Consider the following 20331-nt stretch of genomic DNA (forward strand, 5'->3'; position numbering starts at 1 on the left):
AATTTTAAAGGATAAAGGAACATTATGCAATACGCTAACGCTTACCAAGCCTACCAGCATAACCGAGTGAGTGTGGAATCCCCGGCAAAACTCATTGAAATGCTTTATGAAGGGATTTTAAGATTTTCTTCGCAAGCCAAACGCTGTATTGAAAATGAAGACATTGAAAAAAAGATTTATTATATTAACAGGGTTACGGATATTTTCACGGAATTGTTGAATATTTTAGATTATGAAAAAGGGGGGGAAGTGGCGGTGTATCTCACAGGCTTATACACCCATCAAATCAAAGTTTTAACGCAGGCCAATGTGGAAAATGATGCGAGTAAGATTGATTTGGTGTTGAATGTGGCTAGGGGGTTGTTAGAAGCTTGGAGGGAAATCCATTCAGATGAACTCGCCTAATGCGTTATTAGATTCCTTTAAAATCGCTCTCATTAAAAAAGATTCTAAACTTGCCTTTTCATTGATAGAGCGCCTTTCTTTAGAGCAAATAAAAAGCTTAGATTTAGACACGCTTTTAAGCCTTAAGGAAATGATAGCCCAAAGCATTGAACTATTAGAAAAAGAAAAAGAAGAACTGCAATCACAAATGCATAAGGCTAGGAAGATTCAGAAATTTTTGTCTTAGATTTTTTAAACTACGATACAATAAAACCACTATTTTTATTGAAGGCTAAAGATTGTCTGAACCCATAGATAGATTCACGCGCATAAGGTGGTTGTTTAAAAATAATTTTGAAAGAATCCGCCGACAAAGGGTTTTAATCTGTGGCGTGGGGGGCGTTGGAGGCTTTGCACTAGACGCTTTGTATCGTGTGGGGATAGGGCAAATCACTATTATTGATAAGGACGTGTTTGATGTTACCAATCAAAACCGCCAGATTGGATCAGAAAGGATAGGAGAATCTAAAGTGTTGGTGTTGCAAGATCTCTATAAGGGCATTCAAGCTTTGAATTTGCGTATAGATGAAGCGTTTTTAAATTCATTTAATTTTAGAGATTATGATTACATTTTAGATTGCATGGACGATTTGCCTATTAAAACAAGCTTGGCGATAAAGTGTCAAAATTTCGCTTACGGGAAGTTTATCAGCTCTATGGGGAGTGCGAAACGCTTGAACCCTAAACACATCCAAGTAAGGAGCGTGTGGGAAAGCTATGGCGATAAATTTGGGCGTAAATTTAGAGATTTTTTAAAAAAATGCCGTTTTAAAGGGGATTTTAAAGTGGTTTTTAGCCCTGAAGTTCCGCATTGCATAGAGCTTGGGAGTTTTAATGCGGTTACAGCGAGTTTTGGTTTGCAAATAGCGAGTGAAGTCGTGCAAGACATTATCAACAACGAAAGGCAGTGGAATGAAAGATTACGAAGACGAATTGGAAGATTTTGAAGAAGAAGAACTAGAGGGCTTTGAAGAAGAAGATGAAGAGTATGTGGATTATAAGAATGTCTATGATGATGACGATTATGAAGACTATAACTCTGATTATGAAGAAGAGTGAAAAATGATTTATGCAGGCGTCCTCCAGCATGCTTATTGCGGCTCTAGAAAAAAAACCATAGAGCATACAGCGAACTTGCTTGAACAAGCGCTAAAAAAACACCCTAAGACCAATTTAGTGGTGTTGCAAGAATTAAACCCTTATAGTTATTTTTGCCAGAGCGAAAACCCTAAATTTTTCGATTTGGGCGAATATTTTGAAGAAGATAAGGCTTTTTTTAGCGCTTTAGCTCAAAAATTTCAAGTGGTGCTTGTCGCTTCTTTGTTTGAAAAGCGCGCTAAAGGGTTGTATCACAATAGCGCGGTTGTGTTTGAAAAAGATGGATCAATCGCTGGAGTGTATCGCAAAATGCACATTCCTGATGACCCAGGGTTTTATGAAAAATTTTATTTCACGCCGGGGGATTTGGGCTTTGAGCCTATTGTTACAAGCGTGGGGAAATTAGGGCTTATGGTGTGCTGGGATCAGTGGTATCCTGAAGCAGCAAGGATTATGGCTTTAAAAGGGGCAGAAATTTTAATCTATCCTAGTGCGATAGGGTTTTTAGAAGAAGATTCTAACGAAGAAAAAAAGCGTCAGCAAAACGCATGGGAGACGATCCAAAGAGGGCATGCGATCGCTAATGGCTTGCCTTTGATTGCGACTAACAGAGTGGGCGTGGAGTTAGATCCTAGTGGCGCGATTAAGGGAGGCATTACTTTTTTTGGCTCTAGTTTTGTGGTGGGGGCTTTGGGCGAGTTTTTAGCTAAAGCGAGCGATAAAGAAGAGATTTTGTATGCGGAAATTGATTTAGAACGCACCGAAGAAGTGCGCCGAATGTGGCCGTTTTTAAGAGACAGGCGCATTGATTTTTATAACGATTTGTTGAAACGCTATGGGGATTAGAGATTATTTTAGAAAGGATTGACATGGTGGATGCGGTTTTTTGCGCTAAACAAGCGCAAAAATTCTATCATTTTTGCGCGGTATTTTCATTTTAACAAGGAGCAAAAATGCTAGAAAATAGCTCTATATGGAGCAATCCCGCCTTTGTGGCTATCATTTGCATGTGCGTTCTTAGCCTTTTAAGACTCAATGTCATGCTTTCTATGATTAGCGCGACTCTCATAGCAGGGCTTATGGGAGGGCTTGGAATCACAGAGAGTTTTAATGTGATGATAGACGGCATGAAAGGCAATTTAAACATCGCCTTAAGCTACATCCTTTTAGGGGCTTTAGCGGTAGCGATCGCTAAAAGCAACCTCATTAAAGTCGCTTTGAGTAAGCTGATAGGCTTAATGGATTACAAACGATCCACTTTTTGCTTTTTGATCGCTTTCATCGCATGCTTTTCGCAAAATTTAGTGCCAGTGCATATCGCTTTTATCCCTATTTTAATCCCCCCTCTTTTGCATTTAATGAACCGGCTAGAATTGGATAGAAGAGCGGTCGCTTGCGCTTTAACCTTTGGCTTGCAAGCCCCCTACTTGGTGCTTCCTGTAGGGTTTGGATTGATTTTTCAAACCACCATTTTAGAGCAATTAAAAGCTAATGGCGTTAGCACCACCATAGCACAAATCACAGGAGTGATGTGGATAGCGGGGTTAGCGATGGTTGTTGGGTTGCTTGCCGCTGTATTAACGCTATACAAAAAACCCAGGCACTACAAGGAAAAATCTTTTGATATAGAAAATTACGCCTCGCTTCAATTAAACTACCATGACTACTTGACTTTTATAGGGATTATCGTGGCGTTTGTGATCCAATTAGCCACCGATTCGATGCCCTTAGCCGCCTTTTTAGCGTTAGCGATCATCTTACTAGGGCGTGGTATTAAGTTTAAAGAAACAGACTCTTTAATGGATGATAGCGTGAAAATGATGGCGTTTATCGCTTTTGTGATGTTAGTGGCTAGCGGGTTTGGAGAAGTGTTGCAAAAAGTGCATGCGATAGATGGCTTAGTGAATGCGATCACAAGCATAATCCAAGGGAAGTTTTTAGGGGCTTTTTTAATGCTTGTTGTAGGGCTGTTTATCACTATGGGGATAGGGACTTCTTTTGGCACTATCCCTATCATCGCTGTGTTTTATGTCCCTTTATGCGCGAAATTAGGTTTTAGCATAGAATCTACAATTTTACTCATCGGCATAGCCGCAGCTTTAGGCGATGCAGGCTCACCGGCTAGCGATAGCACCATGGGGCCCACTTGCGGGCTTAACGCAGACAACCAACACAATCATATCTATGACACATGCGTGCCGACTTTTTTAGTCTATAACCTCCCTTTGATTGTTTTTGGAGTTCTTGGAGCGTTACTATTAGGCTAATCTATCAAGTTAAGAAAATTTTTTCTTTAGCCTTACCCTCTGGGGTTAATGCTTTTTTAGATGTGTTGGTGGTCGCACTCTCGGTTTTTTTTGTGGGTAAGATTTCGCACCATCACATTGTGGCTTTAGGGGTGGGCTTGCAATTTTTGATGCTTTTTTATGGCATCAATACGATTTTATACACCGGCACTAACGCCATTCTTTCTAGGCTTGTGGGGGCTAGGGACTTTGCTCAAATCAATCACGCTTTTTCAAGTATTTTTATAGGGGCGTTTGTGATCTGTTTGGGCGTGCTGTTTGTTTCTTATTTTTTGATTGAGCCTTTTTTAAATTGGATGCAATTACAAGATCCTTCGCGCCAATTGACGCAAGATTATTTAGAAGTCTTAGTTATCGCGCTACCGAGTATTTTTTTAAAAAATGTTTTAGTTTCAGCGCTCGCTAGTTTTTCAGACACCCTAACCCCCTTTATTGTTAAAATCATCATGGTCATCGCATGCATTTTTTTGAATCAAGCCTTGATTTTTGGGGATTTTGGTTTTAAAGAAATGGGTATTGTTGGCTCGGCTTTAGCGAATGTGGTTGTCTCTTATTGGGAATTACTCGCGCTTGGCGTTTGGATACAAATCAAAAAAATCCCTTTAAAATTCAAAATAACCTTTCATTTTTCTTTTTTAAAAACCATGTTTAGAGTGGGTTGGCCGGCCGGGTTTGAGCGCTTATTGAGCTTATTTTCTTTAATCCTCTTATCCAAATTTGTAGCGAGCTATGGGGATAAAGTGTTAGCGGGCATGCAAATAGGCATTAGGGTTGAAACCTTTTCGTTCATGCCCGGATTTGGGTTTATGATCGCAGCGATGGTTTTAACAGGGCAAAATTTAGGAGCGAACAAGCCAAAGATCGCCACAGAATACGTGCATTTGATTTTAAAAATCTCTATGGGTTTAATGGGGGTTTTAGGGATTGTTTTAGTCTTATTCGCTAAAGAATTCGCGAGCCTTTTTTCTCAAGATGAAGAAGTTTTGGAAGTGGCGCGATCTTATCTGATCGCTGTGGGTCTCTCTCAAGCCCCCTTAATTGGGTATTTTGTGCTAGATGGAGTTTTTAGAGGGGCTGGCATTTCTAAAGTCTCACTATACATTAACACCCTAAGCTTATGGGGGTTAAGGATCATACCCATTTACTTGCTTTTAATTCATCATTTTAAGGTGGAATTTATTTTTGTGGTGATCGCATCAGAAACTTTTTTGCGCTCATTCATCTATTATAAAGTTTTTTCTAAAGGCATATGGAAAAGGTGCGGGAAAAAGGCTTGATTATTGCTTGAGCGTAGCGGTCGTTTTGAAACGGCTTTCTCGCACCACTTGCACGCCCACTTCGCCCACATACTGAGCGCTCTCTTCTATCTTTTTAGCGATCTTTCTGGCAATAATAGGCACTTGATTGTCCCTAACTTGGTTGGATTTGACAATCACTCTTAATTCTCGCCCGCTCTCCATCGCATACGCTTTTTCCACCCCATCAAATTCTAGTGCGATCTCTTCTAAAGCTTGCATGCGTTTAGCGTATTCTTCATCGCTCTTTCTCCTAGCCCCAGGACGCCCTGCAGAAAGTGCATCAGCCGCGCACACGCTCGCGCACTCCACGCTCAAAATCTCTTCATGCCCATGGTGGGCGTAAATCGCATTGATCACAACCGGGTCTTCTTTATGGCGCTTGCACACCTCAACGCCTAAATTCACATGATCTCTCCCAAGCTCTTGGGTGAGCGCTTTACCAATATCATGCAAAATACCGGCTCTTCTGGCGAGCTTTTTATCCCCCCCAAGCTGCTCTGCAATCAAGCCGGCTAAAAGAGCGACTTCTTTAGAGTGCTGTAGGGCGTTTTGCCCAAAACTAGAACGATAACGCATTTTGCCTATTAAAATTTTAAGCTCATCTTCCATAGCCCCAAGCTCTAATTCTAGCACCACGCTCTCCCCTTCAGAAAGCAATTCTTTTTCCAGGTTGCGCGCGACTCTGTGATAAACCTCTTCAATCCTGTTAGGCTGGATACGGCCGTCTTCTATTAAAATTTTAAGCGTCTCGCTCGCCACTTCACGCCGATAAAGATTGAAACTGGACAAACACAATTCGCTGCTGTCTTCGCTAAATTCTATATCCACCCCGCTGACTTTTTTAAACGCTTCAATATTTTTCCCGTCTTTGCCTATCACACGACCAATATAATCTGAGCAAGGCAAAGCGATACGAGTTGTTAAATTCTCTGTCGCATAATTACCCGCAAAACGGGCTGTCGCTTCCGCTAAAATGGCATACGATTTTTTCTTGCCCTCTTCTTTGGCTTCTTTTTCATAACGCCTGATTAACGCGCTTTTTTGGGCTTCTAATTCTTCTTCTAATTGCTCTAAAATCATGTTTTTAATTTCATCTTTGGTATAAGCCATGTAATTGAGCATCGCGTCTAGCGCTTTGGCTTGAGCTTCTTTACAAACAGCGCGCTGTTTTTTGAAATTTTCCCTCTCTTGTTCTAAAATCTGGCGTTCTTTTTCAAGCTCTTTTTTTTCCTTTTCTAAATAGCGTTTTTCATCTCTTACAAATTCTTTGTGCTGTGCTTCTAAATGTTTCAAATGCGCTTCTTTTTTGTCAAAATGGGTTTGGAGTTGCAAGTTCTTGTTTTCATATTGCTGTTGCAATTTGCATTCTTGGCTTTTCATGCGCATCTCTTCAGCTTCAACAAAAGATTTCGCTTGAAACTCCATTAATTTGGCTTTAGCTGAAGCGCTTTTTAAAGTGGCTTGCCCTCTAGCGTAATAGATCTTTTTCATCACATAATACATGACTAGAGCGGTAATCAAACACGCTACCAAGACTTCTAATGAAATGTAAATTAACCCGCTGCTCATAATGTTTCCTCTTATTATTCTTCATAACGATACGAGCATTCATGTAAAGATCCGCTTCAATGTCATAGGCGTTTGTGAGAACACCATTAGCCAGCGCTAACTCCCTACTCACAAACACGATCAAGGGGCGTTTTAGTTGCTTTTTGAATAATTGGGGCAAACTCCTATCATACATGCCTAGCCCAAAACCCACGCGCCTAAAGCTTGTATCCATTCCTAAAATCGGCACGACAATACAATCTAATTCCTGCTTATAACAGCGCGACAAACTCGGCTCATCAAACCACCCTAAACGCCTTAAGGGCAACCTAAAGGGTGCGATAGTAAAGCCCTCTTTAGAAAAATGAGCGCCTTTTTTGATGCTTTTAGGCAACCACACGCGCTTATTTTTTTGTCTTAACTTCAAAATCAAAGGCCTAATGTCAAGCTCATGCCCTAACGGGCTATACAATAAAATATTTTGATAATCTTTGAGTTTCCAAAATAAAAGCTTGCAAGCCAGTTTATCCCTAACTGCTTTATCTTTGGTTGGTTTAGCCCTTTTCAAGCGTTCTTTACAAAAATCTCTAAAAATCGTTTTAATGGTTATAATCCTTAAATTTTAGACTTACATTATAGTATAATTTTAGGTTATTAGTTACCATTTTATTATTCCTAAGGATGTGTTTATAATGAGAATTAAGGCTTATTTTTTGCGTTTTATCGCGCTGGTTTTGATCGTTTTGTTAGGTTTTAGCGCTTGTAAAAATTCTCAAAAACCTCAAGATTCTCAAAACAATACCACCCAACAAGATAGCCCTAAAACCTACACCGCTATGGATCTAAATAACCAAGAATACACGATTACAGGCGATTTAGATTCTCTAAACATCAGCCCGGATTCCAACACCCCTACTCTATTAGTTTTAAGTGCTTTAGACGATTTTTTAAAAAATTACGCTCCCACCTTTAACATCTTAAAAAAAACTTTTAAAGATCGTTTGAGGGTGCTTATTTTACTCAATCAACCCTATTCAAGCGATGCAATCAAAGACTTTATTGCACCCTTTCAAGCTGATTTGATGATTTTAAACCCTAAAGATACCGCTCTTTTTGATCATTTAAACCATAACGCTTTAAACCATTCCTTTAACATGCTCTTATATGACAAACATCAATTGATTAAAATATATCAAGGGATCGTGCCAATAGAAATGCTCCAATTTGATATTTCCCACTTAAAGGATTAAAAAATTATGTTTAATTTTTTCAAAAAAATTGTCAATAAAATTAAGGGTGAAGAGGCTAAAGAAGAAAAACGCCAAAGCGTTTCTAAGGAGGAATTAGAAGAAATTTTGATTGGCTTTGACATCCAATACGATTTGATAGAGAGCTTGTTACAGCATTTAGGCGATTTGGTTACGCCCAAGCAATTAGAAGTCGCTTTATTGCGTTTTGTGCGTGGGGAAAGCTATTATGATAAAACCCGCCTAAAAACTATCACCACAAAACCCTTAGTGCACTTAATCGTGGGGGTTAATGGGGCGGGTAAAACCACAACGATCGCTAAATTAGCCAAGCTCTCTTTAAAACAGCATAAAAAAACGCTTTTAGGGGCAGGCGATACCTTTAGAGCGGCCGCAGTCAAACAGCTCCAATTGTGGGGTGAAAAGCTTAACATTCAAGTCATTAGCGCTAAAGAAGGGAGCGATCCAAGCTCTCTAGCTTATAACACCATAGAAAGCGCGATCGCTAAAAATATAGATGAAGTTTTTATAGACACCGCCGGGAGGCTACACAACCAGACCAATCTTAAAAACGAGCTTTCTAAAATCGCGCGCACCTGCTCTAAAGTTTTAAAAGACGCCCCCTTTTATAAATTCCTTATTTTAGACGGCACGCAAGGGAGTTCTGGGCTAACGCAAGCCAAAATTTTCCATGAGACTTTGGCGTTAGATGGCGTGATTATGACTAAGCTTGATGGCACTTCTAAAGGCGGAGCGATTTTAAGCGTGCTGTATGAGCTGAAATTACCCATTCTTTATTTAGGAATGGGCGAAAAAGAAGACGATTTGATCGCTTTTGATGAAGAACGCTTTATAGAAGACTTGGTTGATGCGGTGTTTGTGGAACAATAAATTAAAAATTATTGATTAATAATAACCCTAAAACTTATATCCATGTGGTTTGTTTCTTGCAAAGCGTTACAAACCTCTGCGTTTTTGGCATAAAACTCCTTCAGTGGGATATGAGAATAAAGCTTTTTGTGCACTTCATCAACCCTGCAAATTAACGGGTGCGATTCATAAATCTTGCACAGATTGGTTTCTGAATCCAAAAATTTACTCCCCTACCCCCCTGTGTAGTAAAACGCCCTTGTGGGAGTTTCGCTGTTTTTATCATTCCACATGTTTTTTTCTGGTTTATTGATGACAGATTGTTTTAAAAGCCTTTTCATCATTTTTGTATCCTTATTGATGATCGCCTCTTTAGCGTCTATGGCGTCTTGATAGTATAAACATGGGCAAATCTTGCCATCAGAAGCCAAACGGATACGATTACAAGATTGGCAAAAGTCATCGCTATGCGGAGCGATAATGCCAAATTGATAGCCATTTTCTAGCGTGTAGATTTTAGAAGACCCTTGTTTGGGTTTTTCTGTCTCCATTATTTTGTATTTTTGAGCGATCAAATCTAAAATTTCTCGCTCTTTCAAGCCTTTAACCAAACTTTTAGCATGCGTATTTTCCATAAATTCAATGTAGCGGATTTGTATATGCCTGTTTTTTGCGTATTCTAAAAGCTCTAAGATTTCATCATCATTAACGCCTTTCATCACAACCGTGTTTAATTTGAGTTTTAAACCCACTTTTAAGGACTCTTCAATCCCTTCTAGCGTGTTTTTAAGAGCGTCTTTTTGAGAGATTTTTAAAACCCTATCGCTTTTTAAAGAATCTAATGAAACATTCACCCGTGATAACCCGGCATTTTTTAAATCCTTAGCCATTTTTTTGAGTAAAAAACCATTAGTGCTTAAAACTAACGCCACTTCTTCATTGTAAGCGTGTAGTTTAGCGATAAACTCATCTAAACCCTTGCGTAACAATGGCTCTCCGCCAGTGATCCTAATCTTTTTAACGCCTTCATCAATGGCGATTTTAAGAAATTCTAAAACATTATCCAAAGGCAATAATTCTTCATCATCAAAAAAATCTAATGGCGTAGCAGGCATGCAATACTGACACCTGAAATTGCATTGTTTGGTTACAGAAACCCTAATATAATCAATAACCCTATTAAAACTATCTACTAACACTCCCTTTATCCCTTATGCCCTTTATTTAAGCTTTTAGTGTAACATAATAAAACAATGACTTAACAACATTAAACATGGATAGATCTTTTGAAAAACCCTATCATTGATAACATTCCTTGCGTTTTATTAGCTGGGGGCAAAAGCTCTCGTTTTATCATCAATAATATTCAAATCAATAAGGCTCTCATGCCTTTAAAATCGTATCCTAGCCTTTTAGAATACCAATACTCGCGCCTTTTAAAACTTTTCAAAAAAGTCATTATCAGCGCTAAAAAATCGTATGAATTAAACGCTCCCTATCTTTTAGAAAGAGAGAACGATCTTTTTTCACCCCTTTTTGGCATTCATAACGCTTTTTTAACGCTGCAAACCCCTTATATTTTTTTTATCCCTATAGATACGCCTTTAGTGTCCTTTGAAAGCATTAAAACTCTTTGTGAAATTAAAAATTTTAGCGTAGTCTATGCTAAAAGCCCTACAAAAGAGCATTATTTGATTTCTCTGTGGCATCAAAATACCCTTAACGCCCTTAGTTACGCTCTTAAAACGCAAAATTATCGCCTTAGCAATCTTATCAAAAACGCCTCTTCAGTCGCTATCCATTTTGACAAAGAAGAAGAATTTTTAAACCTCAACACCCTAAAAGACTATGAATTAGCCGTTCAAATTTTAAAAGAGAGGGCCAATGGCTGAAGAAGAAAAGACCGAACTCCCTAGCGCAAAAAAAATCCAAAAAGCCAGAGAAGAAGGCAATGTGCCTAAAAGCATGGAAGTGGTGGGGTTTTTAGGGTTATTGGCCGGGCTAATGAGTATTTTTGTTTTTTTCATATGGTGGGTGGATGGCTTTAGCGAGATGTATCGCCATGTGTTGAAAGATTTTTCCCTAGATTTTAGTAAAGAAAGCGTTCAAGAGCTGTTTAACCAACTGGCTAAAGACACTTTTTTATTGCTTTTACCGATTTTAATCATTTTAATGGTGGTGGCGTTTTTATCCAATGTCTTGCAATTTGGCTGGCTCTTTGCCCCTAAAGTCATTGAGCCTAAATTTTCTAAAATCAACCCTATCAATGGCGTCAAAAACCTTTTTTCTTTAAAAAAGCTCCTTGATGGGAGTTTGATCACTTTAAAAGTTTTTTTAGCTTTTTTTCTGGGGTTTTTCATCTTTTCCTTGTTTTTAGGGGAATTAAACCATGCGGCTCTTTTGAATTTGCAAGGCCAGTTGTTGTGGTTTAAAAGCAAGGCGTTATTACTCATTTCTTCGCTTTTATTTTTATTTTTTGTCTTGGCTTTTGTGGATTTAGCGATCAAACGCCGCCAATACACCAACTCTTTAAAAATGACTAAACAAGAAGTTAAAGACGAATACAAACAGCAAGAAGGGAACCCAGAAATCAAAGCCAAAATCCGCCAAATGATGGTAAAAAACGCCACGAATAAAATGATGCAAGAAATCCCTAAAGCCAATGTCGTGGTTACTAACCCTACCCATTACGCCGTCGCTCTTCAATTTGATGAAGAACACCCTGTGCCTGTGGTAGTGGCTAAAGGCACGGATTATTTAGCCATTAGGATTAAGGGCATCGCTAGAGAGCATGACATAGAAATTATAGAAAACAAAACGCTCGCTAGAGAGCTTTATAGAGACGTGAAATTAAACGCTGCCATACCAGAAGAATTGTTTGAAGCCGTGGCGATAGTCTTTGCTCAAGTGGCTAAATTAGAGCAAGAACGCCAAAAACAAAAGATCATTAAACCTCTTTAAGATTTTTTAAACCCGCTTTTAAGCCCTAAAAAGACACTCAATTAATGAGAGCTTTAAATTTGATGTTCCAAACGCCTTAAAGTGTTATGGATGTATTCTAAAAGCCACCCTAACAAGCCTAAAAAGTAAAAACCCAATCGCATGCCATAGTATTCTTTAGTTTGAATGAACATGCTAGAGCATAGCACCACCACGCTAAGCCCCACAATCAAAATAAGCGTGTTAGCGTATTCATACAACCCAAAAAGGCGTTTGTGATAGATTAAAACCAGTATCAACAAAATAAGAGCGAGTGTAAAAAGGGAAAAATCCACGCAATCAGACACGCTTAAAAATCTAAAACTCTGTAAAGAAGAAGCAAAAACCCACACGATGCAAATATTCATAGAGGGCAAGAAAGATTGCTTCATGCTAGCCCCTAAAAAACGCCACAATAAAGTCGCTAACAGTGCAAAATAGAAAAGATAAAGCGCCATTAAAGAATCTTTAACAGGAAAATTCCAAGCGTAGAAGGAAAGGCATAATATCCCTACGCAAGCGCATTTTTGGCGCGTGAGGGTGAAAGGCTTTAGAATAAGCACAAGCAGATAAATTAAAGAAACGCCTATTAACCCCAAGTAATCTAATTTGACAATGAAATCATAAACATGGTTTTCAAACAAAAAAAACAATTGCGAAAAATCATCGCTGAAATGCGAAAGCAATAAAGTTTCCACATTGAACAAAAACAACAAAAAAAACAATGAAGAAAAAACGACCTTATGCGTGTATATTTTTTGATAAAAATTCATCTATAACCTAATCATTGCCTAATCATTCTTGCTGAAGAAACTATCAATGCCATCAGCAATGCCCTTAGCCAAGATTTTTTGATACGGTTTGCTTTGGATGCGCCTAGATTCTATCGCATGGGAATTATAACCAATTTCTATTAAGATTGAAGGCATTAAAGCCCCGGCCAACACCCAAAAAGGCCCCTCTCTCACGCCCCCATCCACCACATCAGGGTAATTTTTGCGGATACTTTGGAGCATGCCGTATTGCACATCAATCGCCAGTTTGTTAGAGACAATCAATCGCTGCGTGTTTAATGAATTTAAAAGCAAACTTTTAGAAAAATAATCCATCAAATTCACATCGTCTTTATTTTCTTGCTCAGCCACTTTCCTAGCCCTTTCGCTCCTTGCGGTGGATAAAAAATAAGTTTCTATGCCATGAGCGTTAGAGGTGGAGCGCTTGGGGATGGAATTGGCATGCACTGAGATGAATAAATCCGCGCTTTTTCTATTGGCTAATTCCGTGCGCCCCACCAAATCAATATAAATGTCCTTATCCCTTGTCAATAAAACGCTATAGCCTCTTTTTTTAAGCTCTTTATGCAAAAACTTCACCACTTCTAAAACAATGTCTTTTTCACACACTAAATTCGCGCTCATCGCCCCGCAATCTTTCCCCCCATGCCCGGCGTCTAAAACGATCTTTTTATGTTTTTTGCGCTTGGTTTTGATGAAAGCGTCATTTTTTTCTGCTATAAAAACTTGGTTCTTACTCTCATTTTCTGCTTCTTTTTTAGGAATTTCTTTTTTAGCACTCCTTTCGTTCAATGGAGAGTGCGCATGTTTTGAATGTGCATGCTTAATGGGCGTTTTTTCTTTGGTCTCTTTAGACTTTTTAGCCTCTTTTTTAATGGGCTTAGGGGTGGGTTTAGGTGTCTGGTGTTTTAACGCATGGTGTTTGGGGGGGTTTGGTGCCATTTGATGCCTAATTAAGGGCTTTTTCTCCACGATAGAAATATAGAGCTTGTCTTTAAAAATCTTAATCTCATAAGTCATCTTAGGAGCGTAGCCAATGACCACTCGTGCTAATTTAGGGCTGAATTGCGCGATCGTGATGGACGATTGTTTAGAAAATTGGTAATGCTTTTTAGGAATGGTTAAAACGGCTTCTAATTCCAAATAGCTCTTGAAATTTTTGAGCGAAACTTCTTTGAATTTTTTAACTTCTTGATTGAACAGAATTTTAACACTGCTAGAGCCAAAAGGCACAATGTTGATAATTTTAAGGGTTGTAGCATAAGCAAAATGCAACCAAAAAAGACATGCAACAACCCCTAACCTCACAAGCACTACAAATTAACCCTCTGTAAGCTCTTTAATCAATTCATGCACGCTGATAATCTTATCCACTCTATAGCCATTAGCCCCGGTAAAATAAAGCCCCTCTTCTCTGTTTCCTAAATAACTGCGCCCCAAGCCATCAGCGATACAATAGCCCACTTTTTTAGCCTCTTCACCCCTGTTACAAGGCGCTACACAATTGCTCACGCATGCGATTTTAGGTGCGTTACCCTCTTCAATACGCTTGATCACCCCCGTATTAATAGCCCTAGCCGGATAGCCTACAGGCGATTTAATGAGTAAAATATCTTCTTTTTTGAGCGTGGGCAAAAGATCGGCATACGCTTTAGCGTCGCATTCTTTCGTGCCTAAAAAACGAGTCGCCATTTGCACCCCACTCGCTCCAAGGCTTAACATGGTGTCTATATCCTTCCTATCCCAAATCCCCCCAGCAGCGATGATAGGGATATTCCCCCATTCCTTAGAAGCTTCCACGACTTTAGGCACTAAGTTTTCTAATCGGAATTCTTCTTTGAAACAATCTTCGTATTTAAAGCCCTGATGCCCCCCACTCAAAGGCCCTTCCACAATGAAAGCGTCCGGGATTCTTTTATAGCGATCGCTCCATCTTTTACAAAGGATTTTTAAAGCCTTCGCTGAAGAAATAATAGGGATGAGCGCCACATCGCTAAAATCCTTAGCGAATTCAGGCATGTTGGTGGGCAAACCAGCCCCTGTAATAATGATATTCGCTCCTGCTTCACAAGAGTCCCTTAAAACACGGCCATAGTCATTGATAGCGTATAAAATATTCGCTCCTAAAGGGTTGTTCCCGCAAATCTTCCTAGCGTTTGCAAAAATCTCATTCAACGCTTTTTTGGAGTAAAAATTCAACGCTTCAAAGGGTTTTTTAGCCACAATCCTTTCTACAAAACGCATGTTTTTATAATAACCAGTCCCTACGGCTGAAATCACTCCTAAAGCCCCTTCTTTGGCAACATTTCCAGCTAGTTCATCCCAGCTAATCCCCACACCCATTCCCCCTTGAAAGATAGGGAATTTTATGGTGTGCTTACCGATTTTTAGCGGTTTGAGTGTTGATACCATAGCTCTTTCCTTAATATTAGTTAATATTTAATTTCATAAATCTTTTCTTACCAAGCTGTATAACATAATTTCCTTTAACAAAACGATAACTCTCATCTTTTATCGCTTCTTGATTAATCTTTACCCCTCCCCCTTGAATATCGCGCCTGGCTTGTGAAGTGGATGGGCAAAAGCCAATCTGTTTTAAAACATCTAAAATCCCAACCCCCTCATCAAAATCGCTTTCTGATAAAATTTCGGGCAAAAGGTTTGCGCTAAACACTTTAGAAAATTGATCTTTAGCCTTAATCGCTTGTTCATTATCATAATAACGAGCCACGATTTCACTAGCGAGATCCTCTTTAACGGCTTTAGGGTGCAAGGTTTGATTTAAAATACCATGTTTTAAGTCTTCAATTTCTTCTAAAGTCTTAGCGCTCAAAAGGGTGTAGTATCGCCACATGAGATCATCGCTCACGCTCATGATCTTCCCAAACATCGCATTAGGCTCTTCAGTGATCCCCACATAATTCCCCAAGCTTTTACTCATTTTTTGCACCCCATCAAGCCCTTCTAATAAAGGCATGGTAATAATAGATTGCTCTTTATTCAAGCCATAAGATCGTTGCAAAAAGCGCCCCACCAGCAAATTAAACTTTTGATCATTGCCCCCAAGCTCAATATCCGCATCCATCGCCACTGAATCATAGCCTTGCAACAAAGGGTATAAAAATTCCACGATGCTAATGGGGCGGTTTTCTTTATAGCGTTTAGTGAAATCGTCCCTTTCTAGCATTCTAGCGACTGAAAACTTCGCGCACAATTCTATCATGCCTTTTGCGCCTAAAGCGTCAAGCCAAGTGGAATTAAAGCACACTTCAGTGTGTTTTTGATCTAAAATTTTATAGATTTGCTCTTCATAAGTTTTAGCGTTTTCTAAGACTTGCTCCCGGTTTAAGGGTTTTCTCGTTTCATTTTTCCCTGTAGGATCGCCTATCATAGCGGTAAAATCCCCAATCAAAAACTTAACCCTAGCCCCATATTGTTGCAATAAAGCCAGTTTTTGGATCAATACCGTATGCCCTAAATGCAAATCGGGAGCGGTAGGATCAAACCCGGCTTTAACGATAAAGCGTTCATTGGTTTCGTAATATTTTCTCACCAGCTTTTCAATGTATTCTAACCCAATGATTTCATTAGCGCCTCTTTTGATCTCTTTTAAGGCGGTACTGACTTTTTGTTCCATGTTTATTCCTTAATTAGGGCTTATTATGATTCATAAGCGTCATCTAGACTGGATAATTCTACAATCCTATCCTGATATTTGCGATTGATTAAGGCTCTGATCCAATCCGCCTTATCTGTGGCTATTTCAAAACTCACTTCGCAATGGCTAGAATACTTGTCTTTATAGCCCAAGTAAGACACACCCACAATGTTGCATTCATTCCTGTTTAAAAAAGTTAATAAACCCGCTAAAACCGACTTTTTTTCGCCTAAATAAAACATCATTTTATAAATCGTTCGATCCCGCTTGTGCCATTCTATATAAACCATAGGCGCTTTAGCATCCACTTCCGCTATCGCTTTTTTGCAAAATTTATGGTGCGCAACCGCCTTTGGATCTTTCAAATCCGTTACAATCGCAATGATTTCATCGCCATATTTAGGATAACAACAATCATTCAACAACACCTGTTTGATTTCTAAAGCGTTGCTGGAACAAACGCTAAAATGTTCTAATTCCTTACACTGCCATTGCCGGTTGGGGGTTAAAAAATTCAAAACATTGGTTTTAAAACCCAAATACCTCAAACCTCGAGTCCATAAACTCATCTCTTGGTATTCCAAAATCGCGTCTTCTTTTAAAGAAAACACCTTATTTTCAATTTCTTCAGTGAGCTTGGCTAAATTTTCAAAGCTTTTCATCGCTTCTGTTAAGGTGGTCTCCACCCCACAATCCGTTAATTTTTCTTCAAAGTTTTTATAATCTTTCAAATCCGCATCTTCAAAAACAGAGCGCCCAAAAAAAGTCGCTAAGATATTGATCATGCTCTTAGTGTCAATTTCTTTCAAGCGGTTTCTTCTTTGGATGCGCAAATGGTTTTTAGCCTTAGAAGTTTTAAGCTGATCCATCCAAATGAAACGAGGTATTATTTTATCGCCTTTAATGATTTTAACCACATCCCCACTCCTTAATTCTTGATTGAGTAAGGCTTTTTTACTATTGATATAAGCGTCCGTGGCTTTATCGCCCAAATCGCTATGCACCATGTAAGCGAAATCTAAAGCGATCGCGCCCACCGGTAAAGTGTAAGTGTCCCCATGGGGCGAAAAAACGACAATATCTTCACGATACAAATCGTTCTTAGCGAGTTCGTAAAATTCTTTAGGGTCGTTTTTTAGATCGCTGTCATGGTATTTAAAATTTTGCAACCACCGCATGCCCTCATGATGTTCTTCATTATCCACGCCCCCAGCTTTATACTTCCAATGGGCTGAATTACCATACTCCGCCCCCATGTGCATATCAAAGGTGCGGATCTGCACTTCATAAACAGAAGATTCATCAAAAATCGTCGTGTGTATTGTCTTGTAGCCATTTTCTTTCGGTAAAGCGATGTAATCTTTAAAACGAGAGACAATGGGCTTGAAATTCAAATGGATAATCCCTAAAACCTTGTAGCAATCAATCGGGTTTTTCAATAAAATCCTAATGGCTAACAAGTCCAAAATTTCATCAATATTAACCGCACCTTTTCGTTGCATCTTAAGATAAATAGAATAAGGGCGCTTCACCCTTGTAACGAGTTTGAAATCCGAATGGCTAAACCCGCTGTCAAAAAGCTTTTTTTCTAACTTGCTCGCAAAAGCGTTGAGTTTTAAAAGTAAAGACTGCTTGTTTTTGTGTAAATATTCCTTGATATTTTTATACTCTTCTGGATAAATATAATAAAAGCTCTTGTCTTCTAATTCATTTTTGATTGAAGACATGCCCAATCGGCTCGCTATGGGGGCATACACCGCTAAAGTCTCTTTAGAAATACGCACCTGCTTGTCATGAGGCAAGGCGTCTAAGGTGAGCATGTTGTGCAACCTGTCGCTAATCTTTACCACTAAGGCTCTTGGATCTTGTATCGCGCTAATAAGGATCTTTCTAAAAGTGAGGGCTGAAACCACCATTCTGGGATCTTGAGAGCTCACGCCTAACTCTTCTTTCCTGATTTCAGTGATTTTAGTGAGCGCATCCACTAAATTAGCCACATCTTGCCCAAATTCTCGCTCAATCGTTTCAATCTCACAAGGCGTGTCTTCTACCACATCATGCAAAAGCGCGGCGCACACCATCGCCTCATCGCCCCCACAAAACGCCACCACGCTCGCCACGCAAATAGGATGGACAATATAAGGCTCGCCGCTCTTTCTGTATTGACCCTTATGGCTTTTGGTCGCTAAATTTAGGGCGTTTTCAATCTTGGGCGTGGAATCAATTAAAGTCCTTAAGATTTCAATGCCGCCCTTTGGGGTCGTAACTTTTTTGATAACATCCAAAATCCGTAAGAATCCGATATCAACGGATTTATCAATTTCGTTCATCTATCCTGTCTATATCAATTTTCCCTTCAGCGATTTCTCTAATGGCAATATCCACTAATTTATGACGCTTAGGGTCCATATTCACTAAAGTTTTGGCTCCGGCGTTTAATTGCTTCACCCGAACGAAAACTAAATTATCTAGCATGTAGCGGTCGTTCCCAATATTTTTTAAGGCTTGAGCGACTAAACTCTCTGTTCTCTCTTTTTTCAAACTGATCCTTTTATTTTGAGTTCTATCCAATGTTAAAGGGCTTATTTTACCATAGAAAATACGCCTTGTTGGTGCTTGATCACTTGCAACAAATTCCCTTTTTTGAACATGTTACACACCACAATGGGGAGCTTATTGTCTTTAGCTAAAGAAATAGCGGTATCATCCATCACTTCAATATCCCCTATCAAGGCATCGTTATAGCTTAAAGTGTCTAATTTTTTAGCGTCTTTAAACTTGTTAGGGTCTTTGTCATAAATACCATCCACTTTAGTCGCTTTAATGATTAAATCCGATCCAATTTCAATCGCTCTTAAAGTGGCCGCCGTATCCGTAGTGAAAAACGGGTTTCCCGTGCCTGCGCCAAAAATCACCACCCTACCCTTTTCTAAATGCCTGATCGCTTTTCTGTAAATGTAACTTTCACAAATTTCTTTGATTTCAATCGCGCTCTGCACCCTTGTGTCTAAGCCGATATGCTCTAAAGCTTCTTGCATGGCTACCGCATTAATCACGGTGGCTAACATGCCCATATAATCCCCACTGGTGCGCCTGATAATCCCCCCTTGAGCCGCGCTAACCCCCCTAATGATATTGCCTCCACCAATCACAATACCCACTTCAATATCGTTTTCCACTAAGCTTTTGATCTCTTTAGCGATGTGATCTAACACATGAATGTCAATCCCAAACTGGTTGTCCCCAGCTAACGCTTCCCCAGAAAATTTCACCAAAACCCGTTTGTTTTTTATTTTTGCTTGCATGATCCCTTCTTAAATTAATAAAACTTTAATAAAACTTATGATTGTAACCTAATCTTGCTTAAAAACACCCTTTAACTAAAACGCTTGGGTTTTTGAATGCGTTTGAATAACAATTCACGATAGAACGCTTTAAGGCCTAGTTGTTCCTTTTTGCCTAAAGTGTAGTAAATTTTTTGCAAGTAGTTTAAAATGTCTTGGCGTTTTAAGTTGGTTTTTAAAGCGGCTTCTTTAAGGATGTAGTAAGGGATTTTTGTTTTTTGGTGTTTGAAAGCTAAAGACAAGCGCTTGTAAAAATCCTTGTTTTGATGGTAGCACAAACGCCCAAAAACAAAGGGTAAGCGTTTCTTTTCATACCAAAGAGCGGCTAAATCTATAAAATCTTTTTTAGGGTTAGAATAATAAAATTGCAGCGCTTTATTGCCGATTAAAACTTCGCCTTTTAACCCTAGCGCTTGAGAAAGGGCGTTTGAAGAAGCGCTCTCTTTGTCAAAAGCGTTTTCTTGATTTACAACCAGCACGCTCAAAACTTCCTTATAAGCCACAATGCCTAAAGAATAAGGATAAAGCGCGAATGGATGGCCAGCGATAGAAGAAATAAAGCCCGCATCAATACGCCTGAATAAAAAACTTTGATTGAGTTTGGAGGGGTAGGTTTTTTTAAGCCGTAAAAATTGTTTGAAATGACAAGGGGTGGGGTAGGATTTGATAAACACATCAAAAGGGAGCATGTTCAAATAGTCAATTTTACCAAAACGCACTTAAAATCCTTTTTTGTATCGCATGG

General features: G+C 39.2%; 22 protein-coding genes and 1 pseudogene. 11 read left to right on the forward strand and 12 right to left on the reverse strand.

The annotated features are described in order from the left end of the window. The first annotated feature begins 24 nt into the window (after positions 1 to 24). From fliS to EAL49_RS02155, 7 genes are all read left to right on the forward strand, one after another. Positions 25 to 405 (forward strand): flagellar export chaperone FliS, encoded by a 381-nt coding sequence (fliS, locus tag EAL49_RS02125; protein WP_001199081.1) that lies wholly within the window; start codon positions 25 to 27, stop codon positions 403 to 405. Beyond that, on the forward strand, positions 392 to 631 hold the full coding sequence (locus EAL49_RS02130; protein WP_001087882.1) for a hypothetical protein: 240 nt from the start codon (positions 392 to 394) through the stop codon (positions 629 to 631). Before fliS ends, EAL49_RS02130 begins: the two co-directional genes overlap by 14 nt. Before the next feature lie 52 nt (positions 632 to 683). Then, positions 684 to 1391: a tRNA threonylcarbamoyladenosine dehydratase gene (locus tag EAL49_RS02135; RefSeq protein ID WP_162973082.1), complete on the forward strand. Its 708-nt coding sequence runs from the start codon at positions 684 to 686 to the stop codon at positions 1389 to 1391. Next, on the forward strand, positions 1357 to 1503 hold the full coding sequence (locus EAL49_RS02140) for a hypothetical protein (RefSeq protein WP_120828599.1): 147 nt from the start codon (positions 1357 to 1359) through the stop codon (positions 1501 to 1503). The genes EAL49_RS02135 and EAL49_RS02140 overlap by 35 nt, the downstream gene beginning before the upstream one ends. A 3-nt stretch (positions 1504 to 1506) precedes the next feature. Then, positions 1507 to 2388 carry a carbon-nitrogen hydrolase gene (locus EAL49_RS02145; protein ID WP_120828601.1) on the forward strand — a complete coding sequence of 294 codons (882 nt, stop codon included), beginning with the start codon at positions 1507 to 1509 and terminating at the stop codon, positions 2386 to 2388. Positions 2389 to 2495: 107 nt separating this feature from the next. After that, the gene (locus tag EAL49_RS02150; RefSeq protein ID WP_120828603.1) at positions 2496 to 3809 is read left to right on the forward strand and encodes a Na+/H+ antiporter family protein; all 1314 of its coding nucleotides are present in this window, start codon (positions 2496 to 2498) and stop codon (positions 3807 to 3809) included. Then, positions 3809 to 5125, forward strand: a complete 1317-nt coding sequence (locus EAL49_RS02155; RefSeq protein ID WP_240461639.1) for an MATE family efflux transporter — start codon at positions 3809 to 3811, stop codon at positions 5123 to 5125. Before EAL49_RS02150 ends, EAL49_RS02155 begins: the two co-directional genes overlap by 1 nt. On the opposite strand, the gene rny is transcribed toward EAL49_RS02155, so the two are convergent. Continuing rightward, positions 5126 to 6637 (reverse strand): ribonuclease Y, encoded by a 1512-nt coding sequence (gene rny / locus EAL49_RS02160; protein ID WP_240461640.1) that lies wholly within the window; start codon positions 6635 to 6637, stop codon positions 5126 to 5128. It lies immediately after the preceding gene. Further along, on the reverse strand, positions 6615 to 7289 hold the full coding sequence (locus tag EAL49_RS02165; RefSeq protein WP_120828609.1) for a 5-formyltetrahydrofolate cyclo-ligase: 675 nt from the start codon (positions 7287 to 7289) through the stop codon (positions 6615 to 6617). The genes rny and EAL49_RS02165 overlap by 23 nt, the downstream gene beginning before the upstream one ends. A gap of 97 nt (positions 7290 to 7386) precedes the next feature. On the opposite strand from EAL49_RS02165, the gene EAL49_RS02170 reads away from it, so the two are divergent. Both EAL49_RS02170 and ftsY read left to right on the forward strand, forming a co-directional pair. Continuing rightward, positions 7387 to 7944, forward strand: a complete 558-nt coding sequence (locus tag EAL49_RS02170) for a hypothetical protein (RefSeq protein WP_120828611.1) — start codon at positions 7387 to 7389, stop codon at positions 7942 to 7944. 6 nt (positions 7945 to 7950) lie between these two features. Beyond that, the gene (gene ftsY / locus EAL49_RS02175; RefSeq protein ID WP_101006128.1) at positions 7951 to 8832 is read left to right on the forward strand and encodes a signal recognition particle-docking protein FtsY; all 882 of its coding nucleotides are present in this window, start codon (positions 7951 to 7953) and stop codon (positions 8830 to 8832) included. An 8-nt stretch (positions 8833 to 8840) separates the two neighbouring features. On the opposite strand, the pseudogene EAL49_RS02180 reads toward ftsY, so the two are convergent. Both EAL49_RS02180 and moaA read right to left on the reverse strand, forming a co-directional pair. After that, positions 8841 to 9038, reverse strand: a pseudogene (locus EAL49_RS02180) (YkgJ family cysteine cluster protein); the annotation flags it as partial. Positions 9039 to 9044: 6 nt separating this feature from the next. Further along, entirely contained in the window at positions 9045 to 10010 is a 966-nt protein-coding gene (gene moaA / locus EAL49_RS02185; protein WP_120828612.1) for a GTP 3',8-cyclase MoaA, read from the reverse strand. An 87-nt stretch (positions 10011 to 10097) separates the two neighbouring features. On the opposite strand from moaA, the gene mobA reads away from it, so the two are divergent. Then, complete coding sequence (gene mobA / locus EAL49_RS02190) at positions 10098 to 10703, forward strand: molybdenum cofactor guanylyltransferase MobA (RefSeq protein WP_120828614.1); 606 nt, start codon at positions 10098 to 10100, stop codon at positions 10701 to 10703. Next, on the forward strand, positions 10696 to 11772 hold the full coding sequence (gene flhB / locus EAL49_RS02195; RefSeq protein WP_120828616.1) for a flagellar biosynthesis protein FlhB: 1077 nt from the start codon (positions 10696 to 10698) through the stop codon (positions 11770 to 11772). The genes mobA and flhB overlap by 8 nt, the downstream gene beginning before the upstream one ends. A 53-nt stretch (positions 11773 to 11825) precedes the next feature. Here flhB and EAL49_RS02200 read toward each other — a convergent pair whose 3' ends face one another. From EAL49_RS02200 to EAL49_RS02235, 8 genes are all read right to left on the reverse strand, one after another. Next, complete coding sequence (locus EAL49_RS02200; protein WP_015644458.1) at positions 11826 to 12563, reverse strand: hypothetical protein; 738 nt, start codon at positions 12561 to 12563, stop codon at positions 11826 to 11828. Positions 12564 to 12581: 18 nt separating this feature from the next. Further along, positions 12582 to 13898, reverse strand: coding sequence for an N-acetylmuramoyl-L-alanine amidase family protein (locus EAL49_RS02205; RefSeq protein WP_120828618.1), 1317 nt, complete (start codon positions 13896 to 13898; stop codon positions 12582 to 12584). Positions 13899 to 13904: 6 nt separating this feature from the next. After that, positions 13905 to 14996 carry a decanoate oxidase/trans-2-decenoyl-[acyl-carrier protein] isomerase FabX gene (gene fabX, locus EAL49_RS02210; protein ID WP_000255243.1) on the reverse strand — a complete coding sequence of 364 codons (1092 nt, stop codon included), beginning with the start codon at positions 14994 to 14996 and terminating at the stop codon, positions 13905 to 13907. 16 nt (positions 14997 to 15012) lie between these two features. Continuing rightward, complete coding sequence (tyrS, locus tag EAL49_RS02215) at positions 15013 to 16221, reverse strand: tyrosine--tRNA ligase (protein ID WP_120828620.1); 1209 nt, start codon at positions 16219 to 16221, stop codon at positions 15013 to 15015. 23 nt (positions 16222 to 16244) lie between these two features. Continuing rightward, complete coding sequence (locus EAL49_RS02220) at positions 16245 to 18572, reverse strand: RelA/SpoT family protein (RefSeq protein WP_120828622.1); 2328 nt, start codon at positions 18570 to 18572, stop codon at positions 16245 to 16247. After that, the gene (locus tag EAL49_RS02225) at positions 18559 to 18783 is read right to left on the reverse strand and encodes a DNA-directed RNA polymerase subunit omega (RefSeq protein ID WP_000712204.1); all 225 of its coding nucleotides are present in this window, start codon (positions 18781 to 18783) and stop codon (positions 18559 to 18561) included. Before EAL49_RS02225 ends, EAL49_RS02220 begins: the two co-directional genes overlap by 14 nt. Before the next feature lie 41 nt (positions 18784 to 18824). Beyond that, complete coding sequence (pyrH, locus tag EAL49_RS02230) at positions 18825 to 19547, reverse strand: UMP kinase (RefSeq protein WP_001148056.1); 723 nt, start codon at positions 19545 to 19547, stop codon at positions 18825 to 18827. Positions 19548 to 19618: 71 nt separating this feature from the next. After that, positions 19619 to 20305 (reverse strand): MqnA/MqnD/SBP family protein, encoded by a 687-nt coding sequence (locus tag EAL49_RS02235; RefSeq protein WP_120828626.1) that lies wholly within the window; start codon positions 20303 to 20305, stop codon positions 19619 to 19621. Between the last annotated feature and the right edge of the window lie 26 nt (positions 20306 to 20331).

Origin of the sequence: Helicobacter pylori (assembly GCF_003637665.1) — a bacterium.
Lineage (GTDB): Bacteria > Campylobacterota > Campylobacteria > Campylobacterales > Helicobacteraceae > Helicobacter > Helicobacter pylori_CK.

What these genes read in the sequence shown, in the direction of transcription:
- fliS (WP_001199081.1), top strand. Translation starts at nt 25, where the DNA reads ATGCAATACGCTAACGCTTACCAAGCCTACCAGCATAACCGAGTGAGT.
- EAL49_RS02130 (WP_001087882.1), top strand. Translation starts at nt 392, where the DNA reads ATGAACTCGCCTAATGCGTTATTAGATTCCTTTAAAATCGCTCTCATT.
- EAL49_RS02140 (WP_120828599.1), top strand. Translation starts at nt 1,357, where the DNA reads ATGAAAGATTACGAAGACGAATTGGAAGATTTTGAAGAAGAAGAACTA.
- EAL49_RS02145 (WP_120828601.1), top strand. Translation starts at nt 1,507, where the DNA reads ATGATTTATGCAGGCGTCCTCCAGCATGCTTATTGCGGCTCTAGAAAA.
- EAL49_RS02150 (WP_120828603.1), top strand. Translation starts at nt 2,496, where the DNA reads ATGCTAGAAAATAGCTCTATATGGAGCAATCCCGCCTTTGTGGCTATC.
- rny (WP_240461640.1), bottom strand. Translation starts at nt 6,637, where the DNA reads ATGAAAAAGATCTATTACGCTAGAGGGCAAGCCACTTTAAAAAGCGCT.
- EAL49_RS02170 (WP_120828611.1), top strand. Translation starts at nt 7,387, where the DNA reads ATGAGAATTAAGGCTTATTTTTTGCGTTTTATCGCGCTGGTTTTGATC.
- ftsY (WP_101006128.1), top strand. Translation starts at nt 7,951, where the DNA reads ATGTTTAATTTTTTCAAAAAAATTGTCAATAAAATTAAGGGTGAAGAG.
- flhB (WP_120828616.1), top strand. Translation starts at nt 10,696, where the DNA reads ATGGCTGAAGAAGAAAAGACCGAACTCCCTAGCGCAAAAAAAATCCAA.
- EAL49_RS02200 (WP_015644458.1), bottom strand. Translation starts at nt 12,563, where the DNA reads ATGAATTTTTATCAAAAAATATACACGCATAAGGTCGTTTTTTCTTCA.
- fabX (WP_000255243.1), bottom strand. Translation starts at nt 14,996, where the DNA reads ATGGTATCAACACTCAAACCGCTAAAAATCGGTAAGCACACCATAAAA.
- tyrS (WP_120828620.1), bottom strand. Translation starts at nt 16,221, where the DNA reads ATGGAACAAAAAGTCAGTACCGCCTTAAAAGAGATCAAAAGAGGCGCT.
- EAL49_RS02220 (WP_120828622.1), bottom strand. Translation starts at nt 18,572, where the DNA reads ATGAACGAAATTGATAAATCCGTTGATATCGGATTCTTACGGATTTTG.
- pyrH (WP_001148056.1), bottom strand. Translation starts at nt 19,547, where the DNA reads ATGCAAGCAAAAATAAAAAACAAACGGGTTTTGGTGAAATTTTCTGGG.